This window comes from Lysinibacillus sp. KCTC 33748, from assembly GCF_002237755.1.
Taxonomy (GTDB): Bacteria; Bacillota; Bacilli; order Bacillales_A; family Planococcaceae; genus Lysinibacillus.
Genome location: NZ_MWSJ01000005.1, coordinates 1 through 15,987, shown reverse-complemented (window position 1 = coordinate 15,987; position 15,987 = coordinate 1). Strand labels below are relative to the sequence as shown.

General features: G+C 33.6%; 16 protein-coding genes. All 16 read left to right on the top strand.

Annotated elements, in window-relative coordinates; translation table 11 throughout:
• Positions 1-50 precede the first annotated feature (50 nt).
• Positions 51-1,313: a discoidin domain-containing protein gene (locus tag B1B04_RS09205; protein WP_079561185.1), complete on the top strand. Its 1,263-nt coding sequence runs from the start codon at positions 51-53 to the stop codon at positions 1,311-1,313.
• Positions 1,297-2,253 (top strand): LamG domain-containing protein, encoded by a 957-nt coding sequence (locus B1B04_RS09200; protein WP_079561184.1) that lies wholly within the window; start codon positions 1,297-1,299, stop codon positions 2,251-2,253. Before B1B04_RS09205 ends, B1B04_RS09200 begins: the two co-directional genes overlap by 17 nt.
• Before the next feature lie 42 nt (positions 2,254-2,295).
• Positions 2,296-4,590 (top strand): LamG domain-containing protein, encoded by a 2,295-nt coding sequence (locus tag B1B04_RS09195; protein WP_079561183.1) that lies wholly within the window; start codon positions 2,296-2,298, stop codon positions 4,588-4,590.
• 32 nt (positions 4,591-4,622) lie between these two features.
• Positions 4,623-6,803 carry a DNRLRE domain-containing protein gene (locus tag B1B04_RS09190; RefSeq protein WP_079561182.1) on the top strand — a complete coding sequence of 727 codons (2,181 nt, stop codon included), beginning with the start codon at positions 4,623-4,625 and terminating at the stop codon, positions 6,801-6,803.
• Positions 6,804-6,939: 136 nt separating this feature from the next.
• A complete protein-coding gene (locus B1B04_RS09185; protein WP_079561181.1) occupies positions 6,940-7,386 on the top strand; it encodes a hypothetical protein in 447 nt (148 codons plus the stop codon).
• A gap of 572 nt (positions 7,387-7,958) precedes the next feature.
• On the top strand, positions 7,959-8,714 hold the full coding sequence (locus B1B04_RS09180) for an N-acetylmuramoyl-L-alanine amidase (RefSeq protein ID WP_079561180.1): 756 nt from the start codon (positions 7,959-7,961) through the stop codon (positions 8,712-8,714).
• Positions 8,715-8,960: 246 nt separating this feature from the next.
• Positions 8,961-9,530: a hypothetical protein gene (locus tag B1B04_RS09175; RefSeq protein WP_079561179.1), complete on the top strand. Its 570-nt coding sequence runs from the start codon at positions 8,961-8,963 to the stop codon at positions 9,528-9,530.
• 9 nt (positions 9,531-9,539) lie between these two features.
• A complete protein-coding gene (locus B1B04_RS09170) occupies positions 9,540-9,986 on the top strand; it encodes a hypothetical protein (protein WP_079561178.1) in 447 nt (148 codons plus the stop codon).
• A complete protein-coding gene (locus tag B1B04_RS09165) occupies positions 9,986-11,194 on the top strand; it encodes a discoidin domain-containing protein (protein WP_079561177.1) in 1,209 nt (402 codons plus the stop codon). Before B1B04_RS09170 ends, B1B04_RS09165 begins: the two co-directional genes overlap by 1 nt.
• Positions 11,195-11,326, top strand: coding sequence for a hypothetical protein (locus tag B1B04_RS26395; protein ID WP_276207747.1), 132 nt, complete (start codon positions 11,195-11,197; stop codon positions 11,324-11,326).
• 55 nt (positions 11,327-11,381) lie between these two features.
• Positions 11,382-11,825: a hypothetical protein gene (locus B1B04_RS09160; RefSeq protein WP_079561176.1), complete on the top strand. Its 444-nt coding sequence runs from the start codon at positions 11,382-11,384 to the stop codon at positions 11,823-11,825.
• Positions 11,826-11,845: 20 nt separating this feature from the next.
• Entirely contained in the window at positions 11,846-12,340 is a 495-nt protein-coding gene (locus B1B04_RS09155) for a discoidin domain-containing protein (RefSeq protein ID WP_079561175.1), read from the top strand.
• Between the two features lie 86 nt (positions 12,341-12,426).
• On the top strand, positions 12,427-13,368 hold the full coding sequence (locus tag B1B04_RS09150; protein WP_079561174.1) for an SPRY domain-containing protein: 942 nt from the start codon (positions 12,427-12,429) through the stop codon (positions 13,366-13,368).
• Positions 13,356-13,685, top strand: coding sequence for a discoidin domain-containing protein (locus B1B04_RS09145; RefSeq protein WP_079561173.1), 330 nt, complete (start codon positions 13,356-13,358; stop codon positions 13,683-13,685). The genes B1B04_RS09150 and B1B04_RS09145 overlap by 13 nt, the downstream gene beginning before the upstream one ends.
• Positions 13,686-14,639 carry a LamG domain-containing protein gene (locus B1B04_RS09140; protein ID WP_079561172.1) on the top strand — a complete coding sequence of 318 codons (954 nt, stop codon included), beginning with the start codon at positions 13,686-13,688 and terminating at the stop codon, positions 14,637-14,639.
• A gap of 44 nt (positions 14,640-14,683) precedes the next feature.
• Positions 14,684-15,987 (top strand): LamG domain-containing protein (locus B1B04_RS09135; protein WP_079561171.1); only part of this gene is annotated, 1,304 nt, incomplete at its 3' end.

Genomic DNA, 15,987 nt, shown 5'->3' with positions numbered 1-15,987 from the left:
AGCTGAGTTTTTATTTTGACTTCTTAATACAATAAGAAAGGAATGATTAAATGATTGAAATTATAAACCTTGCCCCTGATATGACTAGCAACACAACCCCTAGTGGAGAAGCATTTAGCGATTCTGTTTATAGCACTAGCGCCATTTATCAATCTTGGTGTGGTTTCAGTTCACTAACATCTAATGCTTGGGTTTCAGCAAGAGCAAACGCACCTCATTATTTAGGTTACAATTTTAAAGACAAAGAGGTTAAGGTGACTAGATATTCAGTAACTTCTAGGAAACTTGATGGAAATGATTCCAAAACACCTCCTAAAACATGGAATTTCGAAGGTTCTAACAACGGCACAGATTGGACTGTTTTAGATACTCAAGTAAATTTAACATGGACTTCAACTTGGGAAGAAAAAGAATTTAATATTTTATCTGAAAAACAAAACCACTACTTATATTATAGAATCTATATAACAGAAGGGACTACGGAAAATTTTGAAGTTAGTATAGGTTTGTTAAAGATGTTTGGATATGAAAATCCAAAAAGAATTATTTTAACAAACGATAATAGCCATTACTCTCTATCAGATAACACTTTAATTCACCTGCCTGACACCTCTCCTAAAAACATGATTTTACATGGTATTGAGCAAGGAAAAGAGATTCAATTAGATGTACCTTTTACTAAGCATAGATATTTTAATGACACACCTGTTGCTAATGTGAGTGGCAAGGTGTTTACACATGATATTGGTAAAATTAATACTTTGAATATCAAAGAAATAAGAGAGAGTGTTTTTGTACCTGTTTATTATAAGTACCAAACAAGTATGACTAGCAATACTCTTCCGGCCCCTCTTGTAGCTAGTGCTAGTTCAACACATTCAGACCCATATCCTGCTTGGAAAGCTTTTAACGGAGCGATTACCGATAGTTCTGATGCTTGGATTTCGAATGGTGGATATAATGCTAATATTGGTTCAGAATGGATACAAATAGACTATGGAGTAGCTAAAGTTGTAAATACACTATTCCTAACAGGTAGACTAATATCAACAATCGGTTACTATCCTAGGAAATTTGAAATTGTAGGTTCTAATGATGGAAAAAGCTTTAATACACTACACACCGTTAGTAATCAAACAGAATGGCAACTAGGCGAGCAGAAAATATTTGTATTCAATAATAAACAAAGTTTTAGATACTATAGATTAAATATATTAGAAATCAACACAGAACAAAAAAACGCTTATGTTCAAATAGGCGATATTTTATTTGGATACAAAGGAGAGTTTGATCAAAATGGCAACGACGACTGAACAATTAATGGCACATCATGGTGTCGCATGGTTTGATTTTGATGAAGTAAATGGAAATGTTATCGACAAGCTAGGCAATGGATATACAGGTACAGTTACAGGTGCAACAAGAGTTCAAGGTTGGAATGGTGAAGGTTCTGCAATTAGCTTTAATGGTACTAGTGATAGATTAGAGTTCAATAATAAAATATTTCCTTTCGGAGAAAAGACAATAAGTTTTAAAATAAAAACAGAAAATTTTAAAACAACTTCTCAATCTATTATGGAAAATTATACAACATCATCATCTAATAGTTTTGGCTATGTTTTTGTTTTAAACTCAGGGGTTATATCTGTAAATTGGTATACATCTGCAAATCCTCTTGTATCCTCTTTTTCTCTATCGACTCCTACTAGCATTAATTTGTGTGATGGAAATTGGCATAATATACTTTTCTCATGGACAGGAAGAATGGAAGATGTTGTAAAATTATATATAGATGATGAACTAGTAGCAACAGCTAGAGCGTCACAATCTGAAACTAATGCCACTTATACAGGTCAAAACCTTAGTGTTGGTGGAATGAAATTCACGAGCTATAGAAATTGGTTTGGTGGTCAAATTGATGATTTACAAATCTACAATAAAACTCTCTCCCCTTCTGATTTCACTCAAAAGCGTTTAGTAGTTAAAACAACAGACAGTAAAAACCTTGTTTTATCCCCTAACACAACTCGTGTAAAAGAGATTCCTAACACAGCAGAATATATGATGTTAGCTCAAGGTGGAATAGTTAGAGAGATTGATTCCGCAGTGGATAGCACACCAATTGATTTCACTAAAACTACAACTGAATATGAGATTGTGACTAATAACAAAACACCTCTAGGAAAAAGTAGAATGTTTACTATTCCTATTGGTGGTGATTTTAAAACAGCAATGATTGAGGACAACTATTAATAGTTGTCCTTTTAACATGAAAAAATATTGGAGGTCAATACAATGGCTAATAGTAAAGACAATTTAAGTAAATATGGTAAAGCCTTTATTGGTTTTGATGAACCGAGCGGAAATGCAATGGATTCAATTGGTGGACATGCAGGCACGTTAGTTAATGCCCCTACTCGTGTAACAGGTTGGAATGGTATAGGAAGTGCTATGAGTTTTAATGGTAGTCAAAAAATTTCGTTTACTGACTTATTGCCTGTTGGTGTGCATTCTTTAAGGTTCAAGTTTAAATTAGGAAACATCCTTACCAATGGTTATATTTTATCGAACTCAGGTTCTTATAAAGACTATAAAGGTTTGGCTATAGCATTTAATGATATGGGAAGATTAGAGCTAGGAGAAACATATGCTCCTAATCAATTCAATTACTTAACAACGGATACTGTAGGTAATTTCAAAGATAATAAGTGGCACAATTTTTTACTAATAAGAAGTTTAACAGATGTGAAAGTATATATAGATGACATGTCAATTCCTCTTTATCAAGCTGTGACAGTTAAACCATATGATGGTGCAGTTAGACCACTTTTTATAGGTGGACTACATGATACTAATGCTAGTGCATTTATTGGAGAGTTAGACCATATCGAAATCTACGACAGAGTAATATCCCCTATTCCAGATAAATACCTAGTACAACATGGTTCACAATACAAATACCATGATGGTACTTCATGGCAATCAACTACACCAACAGAAGAAAACTTCATTAAATATGGTATGAACAATCTTGACCATATCACAGAAATTCAATGGAAAGAGCTATCAGGAGATAAATCAGTTGCTATGTGGTCTGATTTTGAAGATAAGCAATTCACTTCTGTAGTGTTAAATAAAAAGGATTTCACAGTACAGGATTTACTTGGTGATAAGCCACAAGCAATTTACTATACTGACTCAGACGCTTCACAAATCATTGTAGAGACAGGTGTTGACCCTTATAGTGTTTATGACTATATTGGTGAACTCCCTACAGTAGTGGCTTATACAGAGTCTACAGACGATATTATCGTGTCAACAACTACTGAGCCATTTGACATCTATGATGAATTTGGTGATGAAGTAGAGGTTCTTTATTATACAGATGATGAAGCCGTAACTGAAGCTGATTTAATCTTAGAAGCTAATTGGTCGCCTATTGACGAACTTGAAGGTGACTTTGAGGTTGTGACATGGACGGATGAAGCCCCTGAGACTGCTCAAAGAGTACTTGAAATGAAAGCAGTTCCAAAACCTCAATTTATCAAATTGATGAACCCTAAGCGTATATATGGGTCTTTAGACGATGTGTTTGTTAATGACATTTCTCAATCATATCGTGACGAAGCTCGCTACTTTGTCGCAGGACACACACCTGACAAATGGTATGTATGGGATAAGGAATCAAGTAAATTTGTGGTAGCTGATACCTCTACTGAGCAAGAAATCATGAAAAATGGTATGACGCATAAAGACTTAAACAATTTAACCGATAAGCAGTGGCGCACATGGAAAGATGAATATATTAATATTGGTATGTTCTTAATAGATAATCCTCGTGACACAATCACATCAATTATTGAAACAGTTTCTTTTGAAGACTACTTACCTCGTGATACTTCAACTATTAAGGACGCAAGTTTAAATATCATAAACACTACTGCAAAGATTAATATTGAATTTAATGGTAATGTCCTTAAAGGTATTCTAAGTGATGATGATTTAACTCGGGTTCAATATCGTGTTCTATTAAACGGTGGTAACTACTACCCTTCTGATGGAAGTTTTACAAAACTTGGTGAATCACCTCAGAATATCGAACTAGCAATTGGTAGTAAAGATATTAAGATTGATGACTGGAATACGCTCAAAGTAGAGTTCCAAGACTTTTTTGGTACTACTGATTATTGGTCAACACAATTCATGGGAACATATTCAGGTCTTATGTTCAAAGATATATATGGTCAATACTTTTCTAATGAAATTGGTGAAGTTCTCCAATACCTTGATTTTGGTATTATCATTGCAGGTCAAACTACACTTGAACATGAGATTGTACTGAAAAACCAATATGGATATGATGTTAAAGATATTCATTTGTATGCAAACACAGCGAATTTCCCTACAGGTATGACTTGTGAATTTAGTACAAGCTCTTCCCCTTTCATTCCTCAACCTGATTTAAGATTGGGTGGTGTACTACAAAACGATGAAGAAATGCCATTCTTCGTTAGACTAAAATCTGAATTAGGCGCAACACCTGACGCTAACGGTTCTTTTGATATTATCGTGAGGGCAGACAAAGCCTAAATCACAATACAATGTGATAAGGAAGTGAATATATGGAGGACAAAAATTTTGAATTAGAAATTTCCTCTCAAAGAAATGAGTCAGGAGAATCATCAATTGATGGCTCTTCTGATATGTATATAGAGGTTGGTATTAACAATGAAGTTCTAACAGAGATTGAAGTACCACCTAACAACAGCTTTAATGCAAAATACAAGCTTATTGCGGTAGGAAAGATTGAACAAGATGTTGAAATTGTAGCTAGACCACTAAGAGAAAGTCTTACTGAAACTGAGCTTGTCTCTCGTGCCTTGGATTTTAGCACTAAAGACACTTACCTAAACGTTATGTATCGCGGTAACTCAGATGTTTATACAGAAATTCAACCTATTGGTCACAACTTCTTAGAAACAGAGATTGAAGTACCACCTAATAACAGCTTTAAAGCAAAATATAAGCTTATTGCGGTAGGGAAAACTGAGCAAGATGTTGAAATTGTAGCTAGACCATTAGGAGAAAGCCCTATAGAAACTGAGCTTATCTCTCGTGCTTTGGGTACTAATATTAAAGACACTTACCTAAACGTTATGTATCGTGGTAACTCAGATGTCTACACAGAAATTCAACCTATTGGGTACAATTTCTTAGAAGCTGAAATTGAAGTACCACCTCACAATAGAATGTGGGCAGTCTATGAGATTCAACAACCACCAATTGTTACAGATATATTCAATCCTACTCAAGACTCTTTCACAAGAGAAGAATTAGCTTACCAATCCATCAACTATGGTAAAAATTCATCTATGGTTGTTGGTCGTAGTCAAGAAGATATTTGGCGCTCTTTCGTACAATTTGATTTATCTTCGATTAACCACTCATATGTTTTAAAAGAATCCTACTTACGATTATATTATAAAGGTGTAGTACCAAATAATATAAAACTTGAGATTCTAAATGCAGATAGCGCATGGCAAGAGTATAACATCACAAACCTTAATAAACCTAACCCTATTGACTTAATTTCTAATGAGTTTACGGTAAATACAGAAGAAGGATACATTGAGTTTGACGTCCTTGAAATTGTTAAAAATTGGGTTTCGCTAGAGAAGATTAATAATGGTTTTATTGTTCGCCTATCCAATGAAACTGAATTTGGTCAAACAACGTTCTACACTAGAGAGACTATGTTCCCTCCTGAATTAGTTGTTAAATACTTTGATTCAAGAATTTTCTCTCAAGGGAGAAGCCAACACTTAACTGAAATCTTTGCTTACAGAAGAAGAAACTCTGATAAAAACACCGAAATCACTGTTGATTCAGTTTATAGATTTGAAAAAATTGATACTGAAATCTATGTTCACAGAAAAGAAGTTCCTTTGGATTTTGAAGCCCTAGTTGAAATTTCAGTAAGCAAGCCTTATGTACCCACTCAAATTATCTCAGCAATTCGTGATGAAAATAAAATCCCAGTTGAAATCAGTGCTAGAAGACCTCGTGAAAACCGATTGGATACTGAAATTGCTGTTAACAGACCTTTTGCTTTAGCTGAGATTGCATGCGCTAAAAGAGATACAAGCATTATTGACACAACCATTGCAGTAACAAAACCTTCAATTAATGTAGAAATTACTGTCCCTACACATGACAAAAATCAAGTAGATACAGAAATTGACATTAATGAAATGTGGACTTCTGTTGTTGACACAGAAATCCATGTAGCAAAAGATAAAATACCAATTGAAATTACACCTAGAGTTGTTGATGATAGTAGTCTTTACACTGTAGTCTATGTTTCAAGACCAAAACTTGAAGTAGAGGTTGAAGTGAAACATAGAAATGATATTTGGGTTGAAATTGAAGCTAATATTAAGAATGATGTTGACACTGAAATTACCGTATCTAAACCTGTTGTTGAAGTATCTGTCACAGTACAACGCTATAATGATTCAGACACAGACACAGAGATTTACATTAAATACACTAGTGATATTATCACTGAAATTAATGCAAAATCTGTAAGTCAAGTTGACACTATTATTGATATTAAGAAAGTATCTCAAGTAGATACTGAGATTACTGTAAGTAGACGCAAAGTTGAAACTGAAATTACTATTCCAACATGGGCTGACCATGATGTATTAACTGTCATTGAACCTCGTATCTTGATGGTAGACAACATCTTCACTGTGATTCAAGTAGGTTCTAAAGGTGGCGCTTATGCATTCATCATCTAATTCCTATAAACTGCCTTAAAATAGTTTTTAGAGATTTCTTGAAATCGTTTGTAAAAGCAATATAATTATATAAAATGTATGATAGAGGGGCAAGTTGATTTCCTCTCTATTTTTGAATGGAAAGGAATAAATTTATATGATTTTAGTATTTAAAAACTATGAACTAAAAGCTTTCGGAGATTTCCTATACGAGCTTGCATTAAAAGGAAAGGACTCTCGTATGCGTTCTCGCTTCATTGGTATCTTAGAAGCACAGTTGCAATTAATCGCTACTGAGCGAGATATTCTTTTACAAGACTACGCTAAGAAAGATGAAAATGATGAACCTATTCGTGATAAAGATGAAAAAGGTCAAGAGTTCGTTATCCTTGAGGATAGTCTTTCATTCAACATGGAAGTATCTAAGTTAATGAATGAGGAATTTATTATCGAAGTCAAAAATGAGAAAGTTGAAATGATTAAAACTATTCAACGTATTGTCCTAGAAGTTGATGAAGAGTTTTCAGGTATTGAAGCAGAGCGCTACAATCGCTTCTGTGACATTTTAGAAACAGTCTCTTTTGAAGAAATGCAACAAAAGTAATATAATGATATTAAAAATGTGTAAAATGTTATTACTAGTGAAGTATCTCGCCTACCCTGACAAAATTGATGAAGTTCGAGTGGAACTTGGTTCTCCTAAGCAATATCAAATTATTAAAGCTGTAGAAAATGTACTTTACTCCCCATTCTAACAAGCGTCAAAAGCTAATACTTATGTGGCTATTACATGCTGTTGACCTTGTCAAAAAAGAGTTTGGTAGTAAAGCAGGAAACTTAAAGCTTTCTTATGTTTACAAAATGATTGTTAGCAAATACGGAGTACTCGGTATGTTTGTGTCTAAACAAAATTCGAAAACCTTGTTAATAAAGCCTTAGCAACTATGGAAGAAACATTCAAGGAAGCACTAATGAGAGAGGCTGGGACATAACTAATTTGCACTTTATGAAAAACGTATAATTTTTAAATTAGCAATGAATATAAACAGAAAACCCGAACAATTACGAAACACAGGCTGAGCGTTTCGTGATATAGTTCGGGTTTTTCATTGGCTAAAATCCTTGTGTCCCAGCCTCTTTTTGTATTAAAAAATAATTAATCGAAGGTGATATGATATGTTAGAAATTAAACAAATGTTAGCAAGCTCTGCTAAGTATTCTCTTAAAGCACCATACAGCATGACACCTCAATATGTCACAATTCATAACACAGCTAATGACGCGGCTGCCCTAAATGAAGCTCGTTATCACAATAGCAACAATAATCAAGTTTCGTTCCACTATGCTGTAGATGATAAGGAAATCATTCAAGTATTACCTGATAATCGAACAGCTTGGCATTGTGGTGATGGAAGAGGAAATGGCAACATGAAATCTATCGGTGTAGAAATCTGCTACTCTAAGAGTGGTGGAGATAGATATGATAAAGCTGAAAATAATGCAGTTGAGCTTACAGCTTATCTATTGAATAGACATGGCTTAGGAATAAACTCTGTTAAGAAACATCAAGATTGGTCAGGTAAGTATTGCCCACACAGAATCTTGGACAGAGGAACTTGGAAGGACTTCTTAAATCGTGTCGAGAAGGCTCTTAACAAGATTCAAGGCAAAGGCGGAACAAATACACCACCTAAAAACGAACCTTACAGAATACAGTCAGGCACGTATAGTACGAAGAAAGAAGCTGAGAGTGCCAAAGCTAAGGTTGCGCAAAACAAACTTGCTAACATTGATTACATCACAATCAATGAAGACAAAGGTAAGTTCTACTTCCAAACAGGCACATATGCTAACGAAGCTTCCGCTAAACAATATCTTCAAAAGATGAAAGACTTGAAAATTCTTTGGGTTGGCTCAGTCATTAAAGCATAAATTGATAAATTTTAAAGATTTTTGTTAAGGAGAATTTTTTTGTTTATTTGACAGAACCACTTGGTTACCCCTTCCCCTTTAGTTGCAAGTGCTAGTTCTTCAAATTAACAAGATAAAAATGTTTAAAAACACAGGTTTAGAATTAGCATATCATCCATCTTATTTATATATCGAGGGTTCAAATGATGATTTAACATTCAATGTCTTACATTTACAGGCTCTTAAAATTGGAATGATGTTATTGAGTTGATTTTTGAGAATAATGACGATTATCAATATATTAGAGTGCGTATTGCTAGAACACCCAACAATACACTAACAACAATTGGAAGAATATTGTTTGGCTATGATGGATTTGAGCCTATAGATAAATCTCTTATTTTACATGACGATAAATATAAAAAGTTAGGAAAGGTTTATTCACAGAATCCTACTAACTTAATAGAGAATTTAAAATTTGACGGTAGTAGTGAGATAAAAGGTGTGAAAGGAACAGTTTTTACTTCTCCTATTATTCCAAATCAGATATATGATTCAGAACATGGATATGTTGCTAGTTTTAATGGAATCAATCAACACCTACGTTCAACAGTCAATAACCTATTCCCAATCGGAGATAAGATAATAAAATATAAAATCAAAACTTCAACAAAAAAACAACAAATTATCATATCTACATCTGAAAATACCAAAAGAGGTTGGTTTATTGGTATTTCTGATATAGGAACACTACACTATGCAGTCAACATTACAGGTGGTACATCATGGAACATATCTGCTCAAAATGGAAATGCTATGATATGTGACAATGAGTAGCACGAACTATTGTTAGAATACAAAGATGGTCAATACGTTAAATGGTATGTAGATGGTGTATTAGACTATCAACTAGTACACTCTTATAAAGAGTCTACAACTGCAACAAATAATTTAGTTATAGGTTGCAAAGCTTCCGAAACAGGTGCTTCAACACTATATCCCTATTACTTCGAAGGTCAATTCACTGACTTAGAAATATATAAAGGAGAGCTTAAAGAATCAGTGCATTGGTCTACAGTTTCCCCCACTCTCCTTAATTCCACACAATTCTTAGAACAAGGAATGGATAACTTCTCTCCCCTATTAAACAGAGTGGTAACAGAAATAGAACCCCTCCAAATGACACTAAAGAATGACATCCTACCCTCAGGAGAAATTGGTAAAGTGTTTAGTAAAACTATTAATCTAAATAAATATTTTGATATTAGAAGTATTAGAACTGAGGTGAGATAATGGCAGGCATAGCGAAACCAACTTATCCTGTTAAAAAAGAAGCAAAATATACACTAATTGAAAGCATAGGCTTAACAGGTAATGCAAATGGTCTTTTTGATGGAACCACACCTAATGCTTGGAATACAAATGAAGTTGCGTATTGGAATACTGCTACATCATATATAATAATTGAGTTTTATGAAACAGTTATACTTCATAGGTTCTATTCTTGGAATAATAGCAACAATCAAAGACTAAAAATATTGAAACACAATGGAACTGACTATGTAGAGGACTACACTAACTTATACAGAGACACTTCAAAACAAGCTTCTCAAACATGGTTACAATTCACAGAAGCTCTCCCAAAAGGAAAATATAAATTTATACTAGACGCTAGTAATACAGGTCTAGCAGGTAGAGTTGATGGAGAATGGTATGTTGAATCTGCTTATATGAATAAATCGCTTATTTTACATGATGGTGAGTATAAGAAATATATACCGCATATACCACTTAGTCAAGGTGAAAATATTGTGCCAATAATGACATCAAACACAAAACCCTCTGGAAAAGCTAGTGCAAGTAGTATTTATAATGCATCTTACTATGACGCTTGGAAAGCATTTGATGGCACAGATGGTCAAGGGTGGTGTACAGCTAATGGACAAAATTATGGATGGATTTCTTACGAGTTTCCCTTTGTCACAGATATAAGTGGTTATAGTTTGAGAGCAACTGGAACTGTTGTAAATATACCATTAATAAATCATATTACAACATGGGAATTTGAAGGTAGCAACAATGGAAATGATTGGACTACCTTAGATACACAATCTAATATTACTTGGTCAAGTGGATTGGAAGTTAAAAATTTCAAGTTAAAAAATGTTGCTAAATATAAAATCTATAGAGTAAATGTTCCAACAAAAACAGGAGTGACTTATGTAGGAATAGGTGATATATATTTACTCTCAGTAGCTCAATCAGAAATTTTAGCTAAATGGGAAACAGTTTCAACAACTCTCCCTACTTCAACACAATTTATAGATAAAGGTATGGACTCATTATCTCCTTTCGAGCGTAAAGTTACAACTTTAGAACCTATGGAAATGACCAATAAAAGTGAGATTTTAGGTGTTGGTAAGATTGGAAAAGTGTTCAGCAAAACAATTGACTTAAAGAAATATTTCGATATAAAAAAATTGAAAGTTGTGGTGAAATAAATGCCTAGAAAAAATTTACCTAATAACTATATAGGAGAAGAAATCACATCTGAAAAACTAGAAGTACAAGCTTATAATACTTCATATTGGTATCCAAGTGGTTTATTCAATGATAATTTAGCACCAGCTTAGGTACACCAATCATTATTTAGAATTTACAATACCTGATAAATATTTAAGTGCTGATGTGTGGTTCACTGGTGGGTATTATAGTGATTCAGGAGGGGCTTCAGGACAGTCAACTACACTAAGAAAGCAGAATAAAAATTCTCAAGAATTTGAAATTATAAGTTCAAGTGCTCGAACTACAAATACACCTACTTGGTATAAATACTATGAAAACTTAGAATCAGGGAAATATAGGATATATCCAAATTATGCATATATTCAATTTAACGAGATGTTTGTAAGTGGTATAGAAAAAGGGTATTATATGCTTCAATCAAATAGTAAAACATATTCATTAAACTTAAGAGATACTTTATATAACGTAAAAATGACCTCTAACACTGCTCCCTCACCTTTAGTGGCGATTGCTAGTAGTGTAAATGGAAATAATGTAATGTTGCTTGGAAGGCTTTTAATAACTCTAACAGTTCAAGTGATGGTGCAGATTGTTGGGCTAGTTTAGTAAATACTACTAACGGTTGGTTGCAATTAGACTTTGGTGTGAAAACAAAAGTGAATTCATTTAAAATAACATCAAGAGCATGGACTACTGATACTAATTATACAACATCTTCACCAAAAACTTTTGTAATGCAAGGTTCTGATGATGGTATTAATTATTTTGATATTAGTAGAACGTTCAATGAAACAGACTGGAAAGCTAATGAAACTAGATTATTTACACTTAAATCCCAATATAGCTTTAGATATTACAGATTAAAAGTTTTTACAGTTAATGGTGGCTCTTATGTGATTGTAGCGAAACTTGAGTTTTGTAATTTAGGCTTCCTTAATGAAATACCTAATAGTAGTTTAAATAACTTTACAAAATATGGAACTAACATTCATGATGGTTTACCAATTAATGTAGTTATGAATAATAAAAACTACATTTTACAAAATAAAATATCAGCAAACGAAGAAAGTCTTTGGACAACTCAATTAGATAGAAAACCACTCAGTATTAGTTTTAATTAGTTTAAAACATTTTTAAATTGTTTTGAACTAATTTAAATAATATTGAGTTTTTTATTTTCTTAATACAATAAGAAAGGAATGATTAAATGAAAAACTACCACTTCTTACCATCAAACTCAGGAACTAGCGTATCAGAAGATGGTTCTTCAATAAAGATTACAACTACTCAAAACTTAGCAAGATTAAATATTCCTGCCAAAACAAATAATTTCGCCATTGAGTTTAAAGTGCTTTCAGAGTCAGGCAATGTAGCACTTGGAATAGGCAATTATTCAACTTCTTTTAGTAGAAATAAGTACACAGGGGCATACTCAGATGGTTGTTCTATAAACATATCAGATGGAACTTTTTATTTTAATAATATCGTTGTATCAACAGTTTCAGGTTTTATAGCTAAACAGAATGATGTTGTTGCTTTAAGAGTTGATTCAAAAAATAACACAATTCAATATTTTAAGAATGGGACTCTAGTCTATACCTATAGTATTCAATTTTCTTATCAAAATTTAATTTTAGAAGTAGGCACAGGTACTCAGATTAATGGTGAAATCCAAATAAACTATGAGTGGGTATATAATTATAACTCTCTAAAATATGATTCAATTGGAAATAGAGTTGCATTAAAAAATCCAACAGCAAATGTACACTATTCCCTATCAAACAATACTCTAATTCACATGCCTGATAACTCTCCTAAAAACATGATTTTACATGGTATTGAGCAAGGTAAAGAAATTCAATTAGATGTGCCTTTTGATAAACATAGATACTTTAATGACACACCTATTAATGGTGCAAGTGGAAAAGTATTTACACATGATATTGGGATAATTAACACTTTGAGTATCAGGGAACTAACAGATAAAAAGAATTTTGAACCTATTTACACTTGGCACGAAACAAAAATGACCTCTGATGCAACACCTTCCCCACTAGTTGCTAGTGCAAGTAGTAAGTTCGATGTGAACCACGACCCTTTTAATGCATTTGATGGTTTTTCTAACAGTTCTTCTCTATGGGCACGCTAGCAAATGCTCATAGCAATTCATGGATTCAAATAGATTTTGGTAATATAAAAAAGATAAATATGATTCAACTAACTCCTAGAAATACACAATATATAAATCAAACTCCGAAAAATTTTTATGTACAAACTTCTAAAGATAGTCAGAATTGGATAACTGTTGGTGAGTTTGATATTTCTGATTGGGTAGAATTCAATCCTAAAATGCTACAATTGAAATTCAGTGAAGCTAGGTATTGCAAAATAGTTCACAGAACAACCAATGGAGGTCTTAGTGCATGTTGGGCAGAGATTTTATATGGATTAAGAGAGGTGAAATAAATGGCAACAACAGAGCAATTAATGGCATACTACGGTGTAGCATGGTTTGATTTTGATGAAGCAAGCGGAAATGTTGGAGACAAGCTAGGCAATGGCTATACAGGCACAGTTACAAGTGCAACTAGAGTTGGTGGTTGGAATGGCGAGGGTAATTCTATGAGTTTCAATGGAAGCAACAGCATGGTGTCATTTGATAATAAAATCCTTCCATTAGGTGAAAAAACTATAGGTTTCAAGTTCAAGTCAACAAACTACATCGCTACCACACAGAGTATCATGGAAACATATACAAGCGCATCGAATAATGGGACTGGCTATGGTATAAAACTAGTATCAGGGGTAATCAGTGTACAATTCTATACTGCAACAAACCCATTGGTAACTTCTATGTCTATATCAACACCTTCGAATATTAATCTGTGTGATGGAAAGTGGCACTCTATAGTGTTTTCATGGACAGGAAAAGTTGAAGATATTGCTAAGCTTTATTTGGATGATGAATTAGTATCAATATCAAAGTCTGATAAAGCAGAAGATAGCACCAATTATTCTTCAAATAATTTAAATATAGGTGCTATGAAGTATACTAGTTACAGATATTGGTATAATGGTCGGATAGATGATTTACAAATCTACAATAAAACTCTCTCTCCTTCTGATTTCACACAAAAACGTTTAGTGGTTAAAACCTCAGACAATAAAAACCTTGTTTTATCCCCTACTTCAACTCGCGTGAAAGAGATTCCTAACACAGCAGAATATATGATGTTAGCTCAAGGTGGAATTGTAAAAGAGATTGATTCAGCAGTTGATAGCCAACCTATTGATTTTACTAAAACTACAACTGAGTATGAGATTGTGACTAATAACAGAACCCCATTAGGAAAAGGCAGAATGTTTACAATTCCTATTGGCACTGATTTTAAAACAGCAATGATTGAGGACAACTATTAAACTAGTTGTCCTTTTAATATGGAAAAATATTGGAGGTCAATACAATGGCTAATAGTAAAGATAATTTAAGTAAATATGGTAAAGCATTTATTGGTTTTGATGAACCTAGTGGCAATGCTATGGACTCAATTGGTGGTTACATTGGTACTTTAAATAACGCTCCTACTCGTGTCACAGGTTGGAATGGAAAAGGAAGTGCTATGAGCTTTAATGGTACTAATCAGTATGTGGAGTTTAATAATAAAATTATTCCTTTAGGTGCAAAAAGTGTAAGATTTAAAATATTTGTTAACTCTATTTCAGCTAGTGGTACATCAACTGTGATTTCTAATGGAGCATGGTCTTTAAAAAAAGGATTCACAATTAGTGTCACATCAAATGAGGGAGTTAATGTTTATTTATTCAAAGGTGTTCAAAGTGCTTATGTAGTTCATCTAAGCTCCCCTATCACTATGGGTGAATGGCATGATATATTATACACTCAAACACCAAATAATCTAGCATGTTTGTATATAGATGGAGTATTAGTGGACTCTAAGCAATTGACAGATACAGAGCATATAGGTGATTCTAATTTATTCTTAGGTAAACCCCCTCTTGACAATGCAAACTATTTTAGTGGTCTACTAGATTCGTTAGAAATCTACGATAGAGTAATCTCCCCTGTTCCTGATAAGTACCTAGTCCAACACAACTCAGACCACAAATACCATGATGGCATTGATTGGCAATCAACTACACCCACAGAAGAAAACTTCATTAAGTATGGAATGAACAATCTTAACCATATCACAGAAAAACAATGGAAAGAATTGTTAGGAGATAAGTCAGTGATTATGTGGTCTGATTTTGTGGATAAGCAATTTACTTCTGTTGTATTAAATAAAAACGAGTTCAAAGCACAGGATTTACTAGGTGACAAACCACAAGTTATTTACTACACCGACTCAGACACCTCTCTAATCGCTGTAGAGACAGGTGTTGACCCTTACAGTGTGTATGACTACATCGGTGAATTACCTACTGTAGTGGCTTATACAGAGTCTACAGACGATATTATTGTATCGACAACTACTGAGCCATTCGACATCTATGAGGAATTTGGTGATAGTGTTGAGGTGCTTTACTACACAGATGATGAAGCTGTAAAAGAAGCCGACTTAATCCTAGAAGCTAATTGGTCGCCTATTGATGAACTAGAAGGTGACTTTGAAGTTGTGACATGGACGGATGAAGACCCTGAGACTGCTCAGAGAGTACTTGAGATGAAAGCTATCCCACAACCTCAATTCATCAAACTACTCAATCCTAAGCGTGTTTACGGTTCTTTAGATGATGTGTTCGTCAA

Bases quoted from the DNA above. Each gene is read 5' to 3' on its own strand.
- B1B04_RS09185 (WP_079561181.1), top strand. From the start codon at position 6,940: ATGATTTTAGTATTTAAAAACTATGAACTAAAAGCTTTCGGAGATTTC.
- B1B04_RS09200 (WP_079561184.1), top strand. From the start codon at position 1,297: ATGGCAACGACGACTGAACAATTAATGGCACATCATGGTGTCGCATGG.
- B1B04_RS09205 (WP_079561185.1), top strand. From the start codon at position 51: ATGATTGAAATTATAAACCTTGCCCCTGATATGACTAGCAACACAACC.
- B1B04_RS09190 (WP_079561182.1), top strand. From the start codon at position 4,623: ATGGAGGACAAAAATTTTGAATTAGAAATTTCCTCTCAAAGAAATGAG.
- B1B04_RS09150 (WP_079561174.1), top strand. From the start codon at position 12,427: ATGAAAAACTACCACTTCTTACCATCAAACTCAGGAACTAGCGTATCA.
- B1B04_RS09195 (WP_079561183.1), top strand. From the start codon at position 2,296: ATGGCTAATAGTAAAGACAATTTAAGTAAATATGGTAAAGCCTTTATT.
- B1B04_RS09165 (WP_079561177.1), top strand. From the start codon at position 9,986: ATGGCAGGCATAGCGAAACCAACTTATCCTGTTAAAAAAGAAGCAAAA.
- B1B04_RS09145 (WP_079561173.1), top strand. From the start codon at position 13,356: ATGGGCACGCTAGCAAATGCTCATAGCAATTCATGGATTCAAATAGAT.
- B1B04_RS09140 (WP_079561172.1), top strand. From the start codon at position 13,686: ATGGCAACAACAGAGCAATTAATGGCATACTACGGTGTAGCATGGTTT.
- B1B04_RS26395 (WP_276207747.1), top strand. From the start codon at position 11,195: ATGCCTAGAAAAAATTTACCTAATAACTATATAGGAGAAGAAATCACA.
- B1B04_RS09180 (WP_079561180.1), top strand. From the start codon at position 7,959: ATGTTAGAAATTAAACAAATGTTAGCAAGCTCTGCTAAGTATTCTCTT.